17 protein-coding genes and 1 other annotated feature are annotated in these 18,572 nt (G+C 40.1%); all 17 genes read right to left on the reverse strand.

The window, feature by feature from the left end; genetic code table 11:
• Positions 1-72 precede the first annotated feature (72 nt).
• Positions 73-1,260, reverse strand: a complete 1,188-nt coding sequence (gene tuf, locus MHH87_RS17500; RefSeq protein ID WP_340750670.1) for an elongation factor Tu — start codon at positions 1,258-1,260, stop codon at positions 73-75.
• 135 nt (positions 1,261-1,395) lie between these two features.
• Positions 1,396-3,474, reverse strand: a complete 2,079-nt coding sequence (gene fusA / locus MHH87_RS17505; protein ID WP_340750672.1) for an elongation factor G — start codon at positions 3,472-3,474, stop codon at positions 1,396-1,398.
• A 143-nt stretch (positions 3,475-3,617) separates the two neighbouring features.
• Positions 3,618-4,088, reverse strand: a complete 471-nt coding sequence (rpsG, locus tag MHH87_RS17510) for a 30S ribosomal protein S7 (protein WP_340750674.1) — start codon at positions 4,086-4,088, stop codon at positions 3,618-3,620.
• A 40-nt stretch (positions 4,089-4,128) separates the two neighbouring features.
• Positions 4,129-4,548: a 30S ribosomal protein S12 gene (rpsL, locus tag MHH87_RS17515; RefSeq protein ID WP_008406983.1), complete on the reverse strand. Its 420-nt coding sequence runs from the start codon at positions 4,546-4,548 to the stop codon at positions 4,129-4,131.
• 99 nt (positions 4,549-4,647) lie between these two features.
• Positions 4,648-4,899 (reverse strand): ribosomal L7Ae/L30e/S12e/Gadd45 family protein, encoded by a 252-nt coding sequence (locus MHH87_RS17520; RefSeq protein WP_340750676.1) that lies wholly within the window; start codon positions 4,897-4,899, stop codon positions 4,648-4,650.
• Between the two features lie 156 nt (positions 4,900-5,055).
• Entirely contained in the window at positions 5,056-8,742 is a 3,687-nt protein-coding gene (gene rpoC / locus MHH87_RS17525) for a DNA-directed RNA polymerase subunit beta' (RefSeq protein WP_340750678.1), read from the reverse strand.
• Positions 8,743-8,919: 177 nt separating this feature from the next.
• Positions 8,920-12,483, reverse strand: a complete 3,564-nt coding sequence (gene rpoB, locus MHH87_RS17530; protein ID WP_340750680.1) for a DNA-directed RNA polymerase subunit beta — start codon at positions 12,481-12,483, stop codon at positions 8,920-8,922.
• Positions 12,484-12,727: 244 nt separating this feature from the next.
• Entirely contained in the window at positions 12,728-13,330 is a 603-nt protein-coding gene (locus tag MHH87_RS17535; protein ID WP_340750683.1) for a class I SAM-dependent methyltransferase, read from the reverse strand.
• A 158-nt stretch (positions 13,331-13,488) separates the two neighbouring features.
• On the reverse strand, positions 13,489-13,848 hold the full coding sequence (gene rplL / locus MHH87_RS17540; RefSeq protein WP_340750685.1) for a 50S ribosomal protein L7/L12: 360 nt from the start codon (positions 13,846-13,848) through the stop codon (positions 13,489-13,491).
• 74 nt (positions 13,849-13,922) lie between these two features.
• Positions 13,923-14,423, reverse strand: a complete 501-nt coding sequence (rplJ, locus tag MHH87_RS17545) for a 50S ribosomal protein L10 (protein ID WP_340750686.1) — start codon at positions 14,421-14,423, stop codon at positions 13,923-13,925.
• 32 nt (positions 14,424-14,455) lie between these two features.
• Positions 14,456-14,600 (reverse strand) — a sequence feature (ribosomal protein L10 leader region).
• Positions 14,601-14,683: 83 nt separating this feature from the next.
• The gene (rplA, locus tag MHH87_RS17550) at positions 14,684-15,382 is read right to left on the reverse strand and encodes a 50S ribosomal protein L1 (protein WP_340750688.1); all 699 of its coding nucleotides are present in this window, start codon (positions 15,380-15,382) and stop codon (positions 14,684-14,686) included.
• Between the two features lie 123 nt (positions 15,383-15,505).
• The gene (rplK, locus tag MHH87_RS17555) at positions 15,506-15,931 is read right to left on the reverse strand and encodes a 50S ribosomal protein L11 (protein WP_188227259.1); all 426 of its coding nucleotides are present in this window, start codon (positions 15,929-15,931) and stop codon (positions 15,506-15,508) included.
• Between the two features lie 181 nt (positions 15,932-16,112).
• On the reverse strand, positions 16,113-16,652 hold the full coding sequence (gene nusG / locus MHH87_RS17560; protein WP_340750691.1) for a transcription termination/antitermination protein NusG: 540 nt from the start codon (positions 16,650-16,652) through the stop codon (positions 16,113-16,115).
• 233 nt (positions 16,653-16,885) lie between these two features.
• Complete coding sequence (secE, locus tag MHH87_RS17565) at positions 16,886-17,071, reverse strand: preprotein translocase subunit SecE (protein WP_340750694.1); 186 nt, start codon at positions 17,069-17,071, stop codon at positions 16,886-16,888.
• A gap of 45 nt (positions 17,072-17,116) precedes the next feature.
• Positions 17,117-17,263 carry a 50S ribosomal protein L33 gene (gene rpmG / locus MHH87_RS17570; RefSeq protein WP_340750696.1) on the reverse strand — a complete coding sequence of 49 codons (147 nt, stop codon included), beginning with the start codon at positions 17,261-17,263 and terminating at the stop codon, positions 17,117-17,119.
• A gap of 78 nt (positions 17,264-17,341) precedes the next feature.
• On the reverse strand, positions 17,342-17,989 hold the full coding sequence (sigH, locus tag MHH87_RS17575; protein ID WP_340750698.1) for an RNA polymerase sporulation sigma factor SigH: 648 nt from the start codon (positions 17,987-17,989) through the stop codon (positions 17,342-17,344).
• Between the two features lie 69 nt (positions 17,990-18,058).
• Positions 18,059-18,571: an NYN domain-containing protein gene (locus MHH87_RS17580; protein WP_340750701.1), complete on the reverse strand. Its 513-nt coding sequence runs from the start codon at positions 18,569-18,571 to the stop codon at positions 18,059-18,061.
• Position 18,572: the final 1 nt, after the last annotated feature.

An 18,572-nucleotide genomic window follows, 5' to 3' on the forward strand; every position in this document is an offset into this window, starting at 1 on the left:
CTATACGAAAAAAAACCATCTTATGAGCGTCCCCATAAGATGGTTTTAATGAAACTTTAGCGTTAGCTAAAATTATTTTTGGATTGTAGCAACAACGCCAGCACCAACAGTACGTCCACCCTCACGGATAGAGAACTTAGTACCTTCTTCAAGAGCGATAGGAGCGATAAGCTCTACAGTCATCTCGATGTTGTCACCAGGCATTACCATTTCAACGCCTTCAGGTAAGTTACAGATACCAGTTACGTCAGTTGTACGGAAGTAGAACTGAGGACGGTAGTTAGTGAAGAATGGAGTATGACGTCCACCCTCTTCTTTTGATAATACATAAACTTCAGCTTTGAAGTTAGTGTGTGGAGTAATTGAGCCTGGTTTAGCTAATACTTGACCACGTTGGATATCTTCACGAGCTACACCACGTAGTAACGCACCGATGTTATCACCAGCTTCAGCATAGTCTAATAATTTACGGAACATTTCTACACCAGTTACAGTTGTAGATTTAGCTTCTTCAGTAATACCTACGATTTCAACTACATCGCCGACTTTAACTTGACCACGTTCAACACGGCCAGTTGCAACTGTACCACGACCAGTGATTGAGAATACGTCCTCGATTGGCATCATGAATGGTTTGTCAGTTTGACGTTCTGGAGTTGGGATGTAAGAATCTACAGCGTCCATAAGTTCAACGATTTTTTCTTCCCATTCTGCTTCGCCTTCTAGGGCTTTAAGAGCAGAACCTTTGATTACTGGAATATCGTCGCCTGGGAAGTCATATTCAGATAGTAGGTCACGGATTTCCATCTCTACTAATTCTAATAATTCTTCGTCATCAACCATATCACATTTGTTCATGAATACTACTAAGTAAGGAACACCAACTTGACGAGATAATAAGATGTGCTCACGAGTTTGTGGCATTGGGCCGTCAGCAGCAGATACTACTAAGATACCGCCGTCCATTTGTGCAGCACCAGTGATCATGTTTTTAACATAGTCAGCGTGTCCTGGGCAGTCAACGTGTGCATAGTGACGAGATTCAGTTTCATACTCTACGTGAGAAGTATTGATTGTGATACCGCGTTCTTTTTCTTCAGGAGCGTTGTCGATATCAGCATATGATTTTGCTGTCCCACCCATTTTTTTAGAAAGAACTGTAGCGATAGCAGCAGTTAAAGTTGTTTTACCATGGTCAACGTGTCCGATTGTACCAACGTTAGCATGGGTTTTAGAACGGTCGAATTTTTCTTTAGCCATTAGAAAATGCCTCCTCAAGGATATGTTATATTTTTTTTAATTTATACTAAAATTGCTGATTGGAAATGGGCCCATCTCCAATCCTGCAATCATAGTTTACAAATTAGTTATACTTTATACAAGATGAAATTTCAATTATTCACCTTTATTTTTTTTGATGATGTCTGCAGCAATTGATTTAGGTACTTCTTCATAATGATCAAATGTCATTGAGAATACACCGCGACCTTGAGTTGCAGAACGAAGAGTAGTTGCATATCCGAACATTTCAGATAGTGGCACCATAGAACGTACTACTTGTGAGTTACCGCGAGCTTCCATACCCTCAACGCGTCCGCGACGAGAAGTAATGTTACCCATGATATCACCAAGGTATTCTTCTGGAACTACAACTTCTACTTTCATCATTGGTTCTAAGATAACTGGGTCACATTTTGACGCAGCTTCTTTAAGAGCCATAGATGCAGCAATTTTAAACGCCATCTCATTTGAGTCAACGTCATGGTAAGAACCGAATACTAATTTCGCTTTAATGTCGATTAATTGGTAACCAGCTAATACACCGCGACCAAGAGAGTCACGAAGACCCGCTTCTACTGCAGGAATGTATTCACGTGGCACTACACCACCGACGATAGCGTTTTCGAATTCGAAGCCTTTACCCTCTTCATTTGGAGAGAACTCGATCGTTACGTCACCGTATTGACCGCGACCACCAGATTGGCGAGTAAATTTACCTTGAACTTTAGCAGAGCCACGGAATGTTTCACGGTAAGATACCATTGGAGCACCTACGTTAGCTTCTACTTTAAATTCGCGCTTCATACGGTCAACTAAGATATCAAGGTGAAGCTCACCCATACCTGAGATGATCGTTTGTCCAGTTTCTACGTCAGTGTGAGCGCGGAAAGTTGGATCTTCTTCTTGAAGTTTCGCTAAAGCTTGACCCATTTTATCTTGGTCTGCTTTAGATTTTGGCTCTACAGAAAGAGAGATTACTGGCTCAGGGAATTCCATTGATTCAAGAATTACTAAGTGCTTCTCGTCACAAAGTGTATCACCTGTTGTAGTATCTTTAAGACCTACAGCAGCAGCGATGTCCCCAGCAAATACTTTTGAAATCTCTTCACGAGAGTTAGCGTGCATTTGTAGAATACGACCTACGCGCTCACGTTTACCTTTAGAAGAGTTTTGTACGTATGAACCTGAATCTAATGTTCCAGAATACACACGGAAGAATGTTAATTTACCTACGAAAGGATCCGTCATTACCTTAAATGCTAAAGCTGAGAATGGAGCTTCATCTTTAGATTCACGGATGATTTCTTCTTCGCCATCAATGTCAGTACCTTTAATTGAAGGTACGTCCGTTGGAGCTGGTAGGTAAGCAACAGCAGCATCTAGCATTTTACGAACACCTTTGTGTTTGAATGCAGTACCGCAAATTACAGGGTAGAATTCTACAGCTAATGTAGCTTTACGGATAGCCGCTTTAAGCTCCTCACCAGAGATTTCTTCGCCATCTAAATATTTTTCCATAAGATCTTCATCAACACTTGCAACAGCGTCGATTAATTTCTCACGGTATTCTTCAGCTTGAGCTTTATGAGATTCAGGAATCTCGCCAACTGTTACAGCAGTACCATCTTCGTTGCCGTAGAAAGTAGCATTCATTTCAACTAAATCGATAATTGCAGAGAACTGATCCTCAGCACCGATTGGTAATTGAATTGGGTGTGCGTTTGCTTGTAAACGGTCGTGTAAAGTTCCTACTGAATATAAGAAGTCTGCACCCATTTTGTCCATTTTGTTAATGAACACGATACGTGGAACACCGTATGTTGTAGCTTGACGCCATACAGTTTCAGTTTGAGGCTCAACACCAGATTGAGCATCAAGAACCGTTACAGCACCATCAAGTACGCGTAAAGAACGCTCTACTTCTACAGTGAAGTCTACGTGTCCTGGAGTATCGATGATGTTGATACGGTGGCCATCCCATTGAGCTGTTGTCGCAGCAGAAGTGATTGTGATACCACGTTCTTGCTCTTGCTCCATCCAGTCCATTTGAGAAGCACCTTCATGCGTTTCACCAATTTTGTGGATCTTACCAGTGTAATAAAGGATACGCTCTGTTGTTGTTGTTTTACCAGCATCAATGTGAGCCATGATCCCAATATTACGTGTATTCTCTAGTGAGAACTCGCGTTTCATAGGAAATTTCTCCTTCCATATTGGGTTAAAACTGTATTAGAAAGACTCATTCCGCCCAATAAAGGGGTGACACGATGTCCTTTCTGACGCAGATATCTTCGAAAAAACCTTGTGTCGGCTAGGCAGCCAACACAGAGGTCAAATTACCAACGGTAGTGAGCGAATGCTTTGTTCGCTTCTGCCATTTTGTGCATATCTTCACGTTTCTTAACTGAAGCACCAGTGTTGTTAGATGCGTCTAAGATTTCGTTAGCTAAACGTTCTTCCATAGTTTTTTCACCACGAAGACGAGAATAGTTAACTAGGTAACGAAGACCTAAAGTTGTACGGCGTTCTGGACGTACTTCAACCGGTACTTGGTAGTTAGAACCACCAACACGGCGAGCGCGTACTTCAAGAACTGGCATTACGTTGTTTAATGCAGCTTCAAATACTTCTAATGGATTTTGACCAGAACGCTCTTGAACTAGTTCGAAAGCTCCGTATAAAATCTTTTGAGAAGTACCTCTTTTACCATCAACCATCATTTTATTGATTAAACGAGTTACTAGTTTCGAATTATAAATTGGATCTGGTAACACGTCACGTTTGGAAACAGGACCTTTACGAGGCATGTGTTTTCCTCCTTTCAAATAGTAATCATATTTTAGTTAATTATTTTTTTTCTTTAGGGCGTTTTGTTCCGTATTTAGAACGTGATTGAAGACGGCCGTTTACACCAGCTGTATCAAGAGCACCACGTACGATATGGTAACGAACACCCGCTAAGTCTTTTACGCGTCCGCCACGGATAAGAACAACACTGTGTTCTTGTAAGTTGTGGCCTTCACCTGGGATATAAGCTGTAACCTCTAATTGGTTAGTTAAACGTACACGAGCGTATTTACGTAACGCTGAGTTAGGTTTACGAGGTGTCATAGTACCTACACGAGTACAAACACCGCGTTTTTGTGGAGATTTAACATCAGTTAAAGATTTTTTAAATGAGTTATATCCTTTGTTTAACGCTGGTGATTTTGATTTCGTGCTTTTAGATTGACGAGGCTTACGTACTAATTGATTAATTGTAGGCATCGGTTTTTCCTCCCTTCATTTATTCCTTGTTAATACCACACATCCAGGTGGTTCATTTTTTGGGTAAAAACAAAGTCTTTGTGTATCATTACACAAAAACTACATCGCAGTAATCGCAACAACCGCAGCTCCAACATGAATGCCGCAAGCTTTACCAAGTTCTTTTTTTGAATCAACGAGATAAACTGGTACACCGATTTCTTTCGCGAAAAGAATGGCCGGATCGATTACCCAATTGTCTGCATCAATTGCGACAAAAAGAGCTGTTACTTGTCCAGCATGCATTGCTTTCACTGCTTGCTTTATACCTATGATTGTTTTACTAGCCTGCTTTACTTGATCATAAGACATTTTCATATCCTCCAAAGTACAGACAGTTAACTATCAACCTTCAATATATTATCATTTCACACTTACACTGTCAACTAATATCTTTAAAAACTCCGGGGAGAGTTGTCTCTCCTCCGGAACCTTTGAGCAAATACATTTTAGCGTATTTGTTACAGATTATTCAGCTGAAGTTACTTCTTCTCCTATAGGACCATCTTGATCCATACGGATTTGACGATAACGTTGCATACCAGTACCTGCAGGAACAAGTTTACCGATAATTACGTTTTCCTTCAGACCAAGAAGTTCATCACGCTTACCTTTAATCGCAGCATCTGTTAACACACGCGTTGTTTCTTGGAATGATGCAGCCGATAAGAATGATTCTGTTTCAAGAGAAGCTTTTGTAATACCAAGAATTACCGGACGGCAAGTTGCTGGGTTTTTACCATTTAATACAGCATCAGCATTCGCTTCTGAGAATTGGTGGATATCTAGTAATGAACCTGGTAATAATTCAGTATCACCTGATTCAATTACACGTACTTTACGAAGCATTTGGCGAACCATTACCTCGATATGTTTATCCCCGATTTCTACCCCTTGCATACGGTATACTTTTTGTACTTCCTTCAACAGATACTCTTGAACTGTTGATACATCTTTTACTTTTAATAATTGTTTTGGATCGATAGAACCTTCTGTAAGAGTTTGCCCAGGAATAATCTCGTCACCTAACTGCACTTTTAAACGTGAGTTATAAGGCGCTTGATATTTACGTGTTTCCACGTTACCTTGAACAGTAATTTCTTTAAGACCTTCACGAATCTCTTCGATTTCTGACACTTGACCTGAGATTTCAGAAATCACGGATTGACCTTTCGGATTACGTGCTTCGAAAATCTCTTGGATACGTGGAAGACCTTGAGTGATATCGTTTCCGGCAACCCCACCTGTATGGAAAGTACGCATTGTTAACTGTGTACCTGGCTCACCGATAGATTGAGCAGCGATAATACCAACCGCTTCCCCAACTTCTACCTCTTCACCCGTTGCTAAGTTCATACCGTAACATTTTTTACATACGCCATGTTTTGTATTACATGTGAATGCTGAACGAATTGTAATTTCTTCAATGCCCGCTTCTTCAATTACACGCGCTACATCTTGAGTAATTAGTCCGTCACGTTCTAAAATGACTTCGCCCGTTTGTGGATGACGAATTGTTTTCTTCCCATAACGACCTACAATACGCTCATCTAATCCTTCAATTAGTTCGTTACCTTCCATTAAGGCACCGATTAGTAAACCACGGTCAGTTCCACAGTCATCTTCGCGGACGATAACATCTTGTGCTACATCTACTAAACGACGAGTTAAGTAACCTGAATCGGCAGTTTTCAGTGCTGTATCAGCAAGACCTTTACGCGCACCGTGAGTAGAGATAAAGTACTCTAATACTGTTAAACCTTCACGGAATGAAGATTTGATTGGTAACTCGATAATACGACCAGCCGGGTTGGCCATCAGACCACGCATACCAGCAAGCTGTGTAAAGTTCGATGCGTTACCACGCGCTCCTGAATCAGACATCATGAAGATCGGGTTCGTTTTTTGTAGAGAGTTCATTAACTTGCCTTGGATCGTATCTTTAGCTGCAGACCAACTAGAAATAACTCGGTCATAACGCTCTTCTTCCGTGATTAAACCACGACGGAATTGCATCATTACTTTATCTACCTTTTGTTGCGCTTCTTCTAAGATGACACCTTTATCTGGTAATACCACAATATCCGATACACCTACTGTGATACCAGCGCGCGTAGAGTATTTGAAACCTAAGTCTTTCATACGGTCAAGCATTTTAGATGTCTCAGTAATATGGAATCGTTTAAATACTTCAGCAATGACATTTCCTAAGAATTTCTTACGGAATGGATCCACTGGTGGAACAGAAGCAAAGTATTTACTTAAAACTGCACGACGTTGAGCTTCGATTTGTTCTGCTTCAGAAAGTTCACTGTACCCTTCAGTCGCTTCAATATCTTTTTGTAGTTCTTCATCGATTGTTAAATTAACGAAATAATTCTCAGGCGTTTTTTGCTCTAAGTTCACATCAGTTGGTTCATTGATGTAAGGGAATGATTTAGGAAGAATTTCGTTGAAAATTACCTTACCAACTGTTGTTAATAGGAACATATTGTTTTGTTCTTCAGTAAACGTCGGGTTATTTAAAGAACTTGCTTTAATTGCAATACGTGAATGTAAATGTACATGACCGTTTTGATATGCGATTAATACTTCATCATGACCATAGAAAATTGAACCTTCACCTACAGCACTTTCACGCTCAAGCGTTAAGTAATAGTTACCTAATACCATATCTTGAGATGGAGTTACTACTGGTTTACCATCTTTAGGGTTCAGGATGTTTTGAGCAGCTAACATAAGTAAACGTGCCTCTGCTTGCGCTTCTGCTGATAAAGGAACGTGAACCGCCATTTGGTCACCATCGAAGTCAGCGTTGTAAGCTGTACATACTAGTGGGTGAAGACGAATTGCACGGCCTTCTACTAATGTAGGCTCGAATGCTTGAATACCAAGACGGTGAAGAGTCGGTGCACGGTTAAGTAATACCGGATGCTCACGAATTACATCTTCTAAAACGTCCCATACTTCATTGTGCATACGCTCAATTTTACGTTTTGCACTCTTAATGTTATGAGCAAGGCCTCGTTCTACTAATTCTTTCATTACGAAAGGCTTGAATAGTTCGATTGCCATTTCTTTTGGAAGACCACATTGGTACATTTTTAAGTTTGGACCTACTACGATAACCGAACGACCAGAGTAGTCAACACGTTTACCAAGTAAGTTTTGACGGAAACGACCTTGTTTACCTTTCAGCATATGTGAAAGTGATTTTAACGGACGGTTACCAGGACCAGTTACCGGACGACCACGACGACCGTTATCGATTAATGCATCGACAGCTTCTTGTAGCATACGTTTTTCGTTTTGTACGATAATGCTCGGAGCACCAAGGTCTAATAAACGTTTTAAGCGGTTGTTACGGTTAATTACACGACGGTAAAGATCATTTAAGTCAGAAGTTGCAAAACGACCACCATCTAATTGCACCATTGGACGAAGCTCTGGCGGAATAACAGGAAGTACGTCTAGAATCATCCATTCAGGTTTGTTACCAGAGTGACGGAATGATTCTACTACTTCAAGGCGTTTGATCGCACGAGTACGACGTTGACCTTGCGCAGTTTTTAACTCTTCTTTTAATGTAACTGTTTCGTCTTCAAGATCTAGTTTTTCAAGTAGTCTTTTGATTGCTTCTGCGCCCATTGCTGCTTCGAAACCGGTACCAAATTTTTCACGGTATGCACGGTATTCTTTTTCAGAAAGAAGATCTTTGAAGCCTAAAGCTGTTGCCCCCGGCTCGATTACTACATAAGAAGCAAAGTAAATTACTTCTTCTAACGATCGTGGAGACATATCTAAGATAAGTCCCATACGGCTCGGAATTCCCTTGAAGTACCAAATGTGAGAAACAGGTGCTGCTAACTCGATGTGTCCCATGCGTTCACGACGTACTTTTGCACGTGTAACTTCCACTCCACAACGATCACAAACTACACCTTTATAGCGTACACGTTTGTATTTACCACAGTGACATTCCCAGTCTTTAGTTGGTCCAAAAATACGTTCACAGAAAAGACCATCTTTTTCTGGTTTTAATGTACGGTAGTTGATTGTTTCAGGTTTTTTAACCTCACCATAAGACCAAGAACGAATCTTGTCTGGAGAAGCTAAACCGATTTTCATATATTCAAATTCATTAACATCTATCAAGGAGCCTACCTCCCTTTAGTATAAGTCCTCTAACGACTTTTCCGTAGCTCGACAATCAATGGCAAAAAAAGCTTAAACTAGACCAGATTAAACTTTTTTTGCATGAAATTCATGTTTTAATTTTTTATGCAAGAAAATCGGGCAGGGCATATACCTGCCCGATTTTATTTGAAATTATTACTCAAATGACTCTACTGGGACTTCTTCTTTCTCAGTAGGTACGATATTTAAAGCATCAGCTGGTTGAAGCTCTTCTTCGTCATCTAAATCACGAAGCTCTACTTCTTCATCGTTGATTGTTAGCATTTTAACATCCATACCTAAAGATTGAAGTTCTTTAATTAATACTTTGAATGATTCTGGAACACCTGGTTCTGGAACACTTTCACCTTTAACGATGGCTTCATATGTTTTCACACGACCTACAACGTCATCCGATTTTACAGTTAAAATCTCTTGAAGTGTGTAAGCAGCACCGTATGCTTCAAGTGCCCAAACCTCCATCTCACCGAAACGTTGCCCACCAAACTGAGCTTTACCACCCAATGGCTGTTGCGTAACTAATGAGTAAGGTCCAGTTGAACGTGCGTGAAGTTTATCATCAACCATGTGGGCAAGTTTGATCATGTACATGATCCCTACTGATACACGGTTGTCGAATGGCTCACCTGAACGTCCATCATAAAGAATTGTTTTACCGTCACGGTTCATACCAGCTTCTTCCATCGTTTCCCATACATCCGCTTCATTGGCACCATCGAATACTGGTGTTGCCATATGAATACCTAAGTAACGAGAAGCCATACCTAAGTGTAGCTCTAGCACTTGTCCGATGTTCATACGAGAAGGTACCCCAAGTGGGTTAAGCATGATATCTACTGGCGTGCCGTCTGGCATGAATGGCATATCTTCTTCCGGTAAGATACGAGAGATAACCCCTTTGTTACCATGTCGTCCGGCCATTTTGTCCCCAACGCGGATTTTACGCTTTTGAACAATATAAGCACGTACTAATTGGTTAACGCCTGGTGGTAATTCGTCGCCATCTTCACGGTTGAATACTTTAACGTCAAGGATAATACCGCCAGCTCCGTGTGGTACACGAAGTGAAGTATCACGGACTTCACGTGCTTTTTCACCGAAAATTGCATGTAATAAACGTTCTTCAGCAGTTAATTCAGTAACCCCTTTAGGAGTAACTTTACCTACTAGAATATCACCATCACGAACTTCCGCACCGATACGGATAATACCGCGATCGTCTAGGTTACGAAGTGCATCCTCACCTACGTTTGGAATGTCACGCGTGATTTCTTCTGGTCCAAGCTTTGTATCACGAGACTCTGATTCATATTCTTCAATATGAACAGATGTATATACGTCATCTTTCACAAGACGCTCACTCATGATTACAGCATCCTCATAGTTAAAGCCATCCCATGTCATGAAAGCAACAAGTACGTTACGCCCAAGTGCAAGTTCTCCGCGTTCCATAGATGGACCGTCAGCTAAAATGTCACGAGGCTTCACGCGATCGCCAACTTTAACGATTGGGCGTTGGTTATATGAAGTACCTTGGTTTGAACGAATGAATTTTTGTAATTTATAGTTTGTTAAATCGCCTTTAACTTCTTTACCGTCAACGATTTCGATACGACGTACGCGGATTGAACGAGCTTCTACATGCTCAACAATACCATCATATTTCGCAACAACCGCTGCACCTGAGTCACGAGCGTCTACATGTTCCATACCAGTACCAACGAATGGTGCTTCTGGGTTTAATAAAGGAACCGCTTGACGTTGCATGTTTGCTCCCATTAGCGCACGGTTTGAGTCATCGTTTTCTAAGAACGGAATACATGCAGTGGCAGCAGATACTACTTGTTTAGGAGATACGTCCATGTAGTCAATACGGTCTTTGTTGAATACAGTGTTATCACCACGGAAACGTCCAACGACTTCTTCGTTAGCGAATGCACCCTCTTCAGTTAAAATCGAGTTGGCTTGAGCTACTACGTAGTTATCTTCTTCATCAGCAGTTAAATAATCGATACGATCAGTCACTAAACCAGTTTCCGGATCCACGCGACGGTAAGGTGTTTCGATAAAGCCGAATTTATTTACTTTTGCAAACGATGATAACGAGTTGATAAGACCAATGTTTGGTCCCTCAGGCGTTTCAATCGGACACATACGACCATAGTGAGAATAGTGAACGTCACGTACTTCCATACCAGCACGCTCACGTGTTAAACCACCAGGCCCTAATGCAGATAGACGACGCTTATGCGTTAATTCTGCTAGTGGGTTTGTTTGGTCCATGAATTGAGATAATTGAGAGCTACCAAAGAACTCTTTAATTGACGCAATTACAGGACGAATGTTAATTAATTGTTGTGGCACGATTGCAGCTGTGTCATTAATCGACATACGCTCACGTACTACACGCTCCATACGAGATAATCCGATACGGAATTGGTTTTGCAGAAGCTCACCAACAGAACGTAAACGACGATTACCTAAATGGTCAATATCATCCGTGTTCCCAACACCATATAATAAGTTAAAGAAATATGATACAGAAGCAATTACGTCAGCTGGCGTAATATTCTTCACTTCTTCATCAATATAAGCATTGGAAATAACGTTAATTTCTTTTTGCGCTTCATCATTAGGTGCATAGATTTTAATTGATTGGATTGTAACATCGTCTTCTAATACGCCACCTACTTGAGATAGTGTACGGAAGCCTACACCTGCCTCTAAATAAGGAATTAACTTATCTAGTGTACGACGGTCTAATAACGTTCCTTGTTCTACTAAAATTTCACCTGTTTCAGAATCAACAATTGTTTCTGCAATCGTTTGGTTGAACAAACGATTTTTGATGTGAAGCTTTTTGTTCATTTTGTAACGACCAACATTCGCTAAATCATAGCGTTTCGCGTCAAAGAAACGAGAATACAATAAGTTTTTCGCACTTTCAACTGTAGGTGGTTCACCCGGACGTAGACGCTCATAGATTTCAAGAAGCGCTTTTTCAGTGCTTTCTGTGTTGTCCTTTTCAAGCGTGTTACGTAAGAACTCGTTGTCACCAACGATGTCTAAAATCTCTTGATCTGATCCGAAACCTAATGCACGTAACAGAACAGTTACAGGAAGTTTACGCGTACGATCAATACGTACGTATACTACATCCTTTGCATCTATTTCATATTCAAGCCAAGCACCACGGTTAGGAATTACTGTAGCGCCAAAGCCTTTTTTACCGTTTTTGTCAGTTTTATCATGGAAGTAAACACTAGGAGAACGAACTAACTGTGAAACGATAACGCGCTCAGCACCGTTAATAATAAACGTACCCGTTTCCGTCATTAATGGGAAATCACCCATAAAGACGTCTTGCTCTTTTACTTCATCTGTTTCTTTGTTGTACAAACGTACTTTTACACGCAGTGGTGCAGCATAAGTTACGTCACGTTCTTTACACTCATCTACATCATACTTAGGATCTCCTAATGTATAGTCGACGAATTCAAGTGAAAGATTACCTGTAAAATCTTCGATTGGAGAAATGTCGTGGAACATCTCGCGCAATCCTTCTTCAAGGAACCACTCATAAGATGCTGTTTGGATCTCGATTAAATTCGGAAGTTCCAGCACCTCACTAATACGCGCAAAACTTCTACGCTGACGGTGTTGTCCGTACTGAACTAGTTGACCTGTCAACTCATTCACCCCTCAATAAAGCGATAATAGGTCTTTGCAAAATCACCCAAATAGTGTATGATTTCGAAAGACAAAAAGAAAACGAGTCTTTTGTAAGATCTCATTTTCGGTTAAACTAAACTTATTCTTGGTGAGTATACCCAGAAAAACTTGTTAATAATACAAAAGGGCACACGACCTCAAAATAATAATTTTGCATTTTATTATGTTATCATAGTCGATTTGTCAAGTCAATATTTTATATGAATCTTACTTATTTCTTCGCTCGTATGATCCAATATCCTTTTTTCTTCTCAACAACATCTACTTCTGCAAAAATTTCTTCTAAATGACTTACTGTCGATGGAGCACCTTGCTTCTTCTGAATCACGACCCAAAGTTCTCCGTCTTCTACTAACAAATCAAAAGCACCATCATAAAATTTAAAGACAGTATCTTTACCTGCACGAATTGGCGGGTTTGTTAGGATTGCCGCAGCCTTTGTTCCCTGTTCTACCGAAGAAAGTCCATCGCTTTCAAAAATACGTACATTTTGAACCCCGTTAACCTGTGCATTTTTTTGCGACAAAGTAATTGCACGCGTATTGATATCCATCATATGCACTTCACGCTCTGGGTTCGCTTTCGCAATTGATAACCCAATTGGTCCATAGCCACAGCCCACATCAAGTAAAACACCGTCTACTTTTGGCATTTCAAACGCGTCAATTAATACACGGGAGCCAAAATCTACTTCGCTTTTACTAAACACGCCCGCATCTGTTTCAAATGTAAACGTATTTCCTAGTAAAGTAAATTTCCATTGGCGCGGTTTACTCTCAGTTTGAGGCTTATTTGAATAATAATGTTCAGACATAAACACGCCTCCACACATAACTTAGAAAGGCGCAACTTGCCCCAAATAGAGCGAGTTAACGTTCTTTCTTATGCAGTTAAGAAATTACTTAACTGCTAAAATGAAGAAAAGCTCGTCAAAAGAGACGAGCTTTTCTTATTTACAGATGTAAGTAATAATTACTTAACTTCTACAGATGCGCCAACTTCTTCAAGTTTAGCTTTAATTGTTTCTGCTTCATCTTTAGAAATACCTTCTTTAAGAGCTTTAGGAGCGTTGTCTACAACTTCTTTAGCTTCTTTAAGACCTAAACCAGTGATTTCACGCACTGCTTTGATTACTTTAATTTTTTCTGCACCAGCAGATGCTAATACTACGTCAAACTCAGTTTTTTCTTCAACTGCTGCAGCACCGCCAGCAACTACAGCTACAGGAGCTGCTGCTGTTACACCGAATTCTTCTTCGATAGCTTTTACTAAATCGTTTAATTCTAGAACTGTCATAGCTTTGATAGCTTCTAAGATTTGCTCATTGTTCATTTTAATTTCCTCCTATTGGATGTTTTATGGTTTGTTAGGCGATTACGCCATATTTTGAAGTTGGGATGCGAAAATTACGCGCCTTGCTCTTCTTTTTGTTCTGCAACAGCTTTTGTTGCAAGCGCGAAGTTGCGCATTGGAGCTTGAAGTACAGATAAAAGCATAGATAGTAGACCTTCGCGAGATGGAAGTTCTGCAAGAGCTTTAACATCTTCAACAGATGCGATTGTACCTTCGATGATACCAGCTTTAATTTCTAACGCTTCGTTTTTCTTAGCGAATTCGTTAATAATTTTTGCTGGAGCTACTACGTCTTCGTTAGAGAACGCAACAGCGTTTGGACCAGTTAAGAATTCGTTGATACCTTCAATACCTGCGATTTCAGTAGCACGGCGAGTTAAAGTATTTTTGTAAACTTTGAACTCAACACCAGCTTCGCGAAGTTGTTTACGTAATTCTGTAACTTGAGCTACAGTTAAACCACGATAGTCAACAACTACTACTGAAGCAGCAGCTTCGAATTTACCAGCGATTTCTTGTACTTGAACTGATTTAGTTTCAATTGCTTTGCTCATGATGACACCTCCTATTAGAATGAGTCATTTATACCGACAAAAGAAAAGCCTCTATATCTGAATAGACATAGAGGCTGAAAGTCATCATCTTAAAAAGAATCCGAATTCCGATGTCCTCGGTAGGATCATTAAGTGACAAGTCACTCCTACTGTCTACGGTACAAATGGATGATTCACAACAGCATCCATCTTACCAAGTAAGCGGGTGTGTTGTCAACTAATTTATTTCATTAGTGAATTCACTAAAAAATAACGTTTTATTATTTATTTACTACGCTAGAAGCATCAACTTTAACAGCCGGCCCCATTGTTGTAGTTAAGTTTACTGACTTCATGTAAGTACCTTTTGCTGCAGCTGGTTTAGCTTTAGCTACTACATCAAATACTGCTAAGAAGTTTTCTACTAATTTTTCTGTTTCGAAAGAAACTTTACCGATAGGAGCGTGGATGATACCAGCTTTTTCAGCGCGGTACTCTACTTTACCAGCTTTGATTTCTTCGATAGCTTTCGTTACGTCGAAAGTAACTGTACCAGTTTTAGGGTTTGGCATTAAACCTTTTGGTCCTAATACGCGACCTAATTTACCAACTTCACCCATCATATCAGGAGTAGCTACGATTACATCGAAATCAAACCAACCTTGTTGGATTTTTTGGATGTATTCAGCATCGCCTACATAATCAGCGCCAGCTGCTTCTGCTTCTTTAAGTTTTTCACCTTTAGCGAATACTAAAACTTTTTGAGTTTTACCAGTACCGTGTGGAAGTACTACTGCACCACGGATTTGTTGGTCGTTTTTACGAGTATCGATTCCAAGTTTGAAAGCTACTTCTACAGTTGCGTCGAAGTTTACTGTGCTTGTTTTTTGTGCTAAAGCTACTGCTTCTTCTACTGAGTATAGAGTTGCACGGTCTACTAATTTAGCTGCATCTTGCAGTTTTTTACCTTTTTTAGCCATTATAATTTCCTCCTTGATTGTGGTTATAGCGGATTTTACCTCCCACGAATAAAGGTTGCGCACCCAAATAAGAGTGCAGCAACCTTCCAAAAACAAAAGCATCATCAAGTCTTGAAGATGGGATTAGTCTTCGATAACGATACCCATGCTTCGCGCAGTACCTTCAACCATTAACATAGCAGCTTCAACTGAAGCAGCGTTAAGGTCTGGCATTTTTTGTTCAGCGATTTCGCGAACTTTATCACGTTTAACCGTTGCGACTTTATTACGGTTTGGTTCACCAGATCCAGATTGGATACCAGCTGCTACTTTAAGTAACACTGCTGCAGGTGGAGTTTTTGTAATGAAAGTAAATGAACGATCTTCGAATACTGAAATTTCAACTGGAATAATAAGACCAGCTTGATCAGCAGTACGAGCGTTGAATTCTTTACAGAATCCCATAATGTTAACACCGGCTTGACCTAATGCAGGACCAACTGGCGGTGCTGGGTTTGCTTTTCCAGCAGGGATTTGAAGTTTTACAACTTTAATAACTTTTTTAGCCACGAGACACACCTCCTTAAGTCCGTGATGTGGTAATTGGGTTGCCCCTCCCACTCAATATCTGTTCGTCAGCTAACTTGCCGATAACATTAAAAATAAATTATCATATCAGATACCAAACGAATGACAGTCTGACCTATGAAATGATAACACTTTTAAAGTGTATAATCAAGCAGAAATAATTCTATAATTTACGAATTTGTTCAAAGTCAAGTTCCATTTTTGTTTCGCGCCCAAACATATCAACGCTTACTTTCACTTTTGCATTTTCAATATCAATTTCATGGATACGTCCTTGGAAGTGCGCAAACGGTCCTTCAAGTACTTCAACAACCTCATCCACTGAAAAGTGAATTTCACCTTGTTTAGTTTCAGTCATACCCATTTGTTCTAATAGGCGATCTGCTTCTTCTGGAAGTAATGGTGTTGGTTTAACACCGCCGCCTGAAGAACCGATAAATCCAGTTACACCTGGTGTATTACGTACAACATACCAAGCATCGTCTGTCATGATTAGTTCAACTAATACATAACCTGGGAATACTTTACGCATTACTGTACGCTTTTTACCATCTTCTTTTACATCAATTTCTTCTTGTTCAGCAACGATGACACGGAAGATTTTATCTTGCATCCCCATCGTTTCAACACGCTTTTCAAGGTTTGCTTTTACTCGGTTTTCATAACCTGAATAAGTATGAACTACATACCAATTTTTCTCCATATTAGGCAGGACTAATCGTCCGTCCCTCCTTCACTTATAAAATGTGAGAGGTATTTTTTCAATACTCCATCACAAAACCATTAAAAAATAATATCCATCGAACATAGCTTCCGAAAACGAACCTCGTAGACCGAATGCTGCACGTTGGCTAAAATTGTAAGCTACAAAAACAACTGAAAAAACCCGTTACTTGGCATGGACGGGCTATTTCAAAAATATTAACATTATGCTGATTATATTTCTAAGAACCAACGGAATAATTCTGAAATTCCTAAATCAACTAGCACAAAAAATAGAGCCATAATAACAACTGTAGAAACTACTACAACTGTATACTTCGTTAGCTCTTTACTTTTTGGCCAGCTTGTTTTTCTCATCTCTGCGCCAACTTCATGCAGAAAGTTTGTAATCTTGCCCATTCTAGCCTAACCTCCGAACAAATGGTTTTTCTATGTTTAAATCATTTATAACGTCTGCTTATGCACTGTATGTTCATTGCAATGTGAGCAAAACTTTTTCAATTCAAGACGCATTGTTGCTCCCTCTTTAGCAGGAAGTGTATAGTTTCTTGAGCCACATTTCTCACAACTTAGAACGACTTTTTTTGCCATTCGAATCACCTTTTTCGGCAGTTTGTCTTTTAAAGACTAACACCTAATAATCATACTGTCAACAAGCGTAGCAATGCCTCAACTCATTTCTCCGATTTCCAAATGACGCTCCAATTTACGCTTTACACGTTGCAACGCATTATCAATCGACTTTACGTGCCGATTCAATTCTTCAGAAATTTCATTATAGGATTGGCCTTCCAAATAGCGCTCTAATACTTGCTGTTCTAGCTCACTTAGCACCTCGCTCATTTTTTGCTCAAGGTGACTATATTCTTCACGGTTAATCATTAAGTATTCCGGATTTTCAGAGATTGGACTCGTAATAATATCCATTAATGTTCGTTCGGACTCTTCATCATAAATCGGTTTGTCTAAAGAGACGTACGAATTTAACGGAATATGCTTTTGACGCGTTGCTGTTTTAATCGCCGTAATAATTTGCCGCGTAATACATAACTCCGCAAATGCACGGAACGAAGACAGCTTGTCTCCTCTAAAGTCCCGAACGGCTTTATATAAACCAATCATACCTTCTTGGACAATGTCTTCCTTATCCGCACCAATCAAAAAATAAGACCTTGCCTTCGCTTTCACAAAAAGTCGATACTTTGTAATCAAAAAATCCAACGCATCGGCATTGCCTAGATGCACCTGCTCAATAAGTTGTTCATCTGAAAATTGTTCAAACTGCTGTATGACTTGTATCTTCTCACTTTTAAGCAACGGACTCACCTCGGCTACGCCAGAATCATTAGGGATAGTATAACTTAATTGGTAAATACGGGCAACGAGTTATTTCATGCCCCTTCTCCATTTCTCGAACGCTAATTCAACATCTCTTGATAATCTAATTCGTGAAGCGGGTTTTTCGACCTGTGATAATTTTACCTTTGAAGATATCCTTGATTGAATGATTTGCATCTCAATTTCTAACTCACGCGCCGATTTTCGAAGGGCACCATGTCCAAATACAACGTTTTGCTCCGTCATATCCGACGTCGCTACATGGATTTGTACTTTTCTACCCTTCAATTCAGTGGAAAGTTTTTCAATACGTTCATCTGCCGTTTCGTTTTTACGTGTATAAATAACTTCCACCGCATGTTGAACGTATAACTGCTCAGTGCCCGGTACTAAATGTGCATCAAATACAACGACGACGCGCCAACCTGTATCCGCTTTATATTCTGCCATAAGCTCGATCAAACGGTCACGCGCATCTTCGAAATGGTCATCACGTAATGACCGGAGCTCTTTCCAAGCACCGATCATATTATAGCCGTCTACTAGCAAAATATTTTGCATC

It is taken from the genome of Solibacillus sp. FSL H8-0538 (genome assembly GCF_038003525.1).
Lineage (GTDB): Bacteria > Bacillota > Bacilli > Bacillales_A > Planococcaceae > JBBOPI01.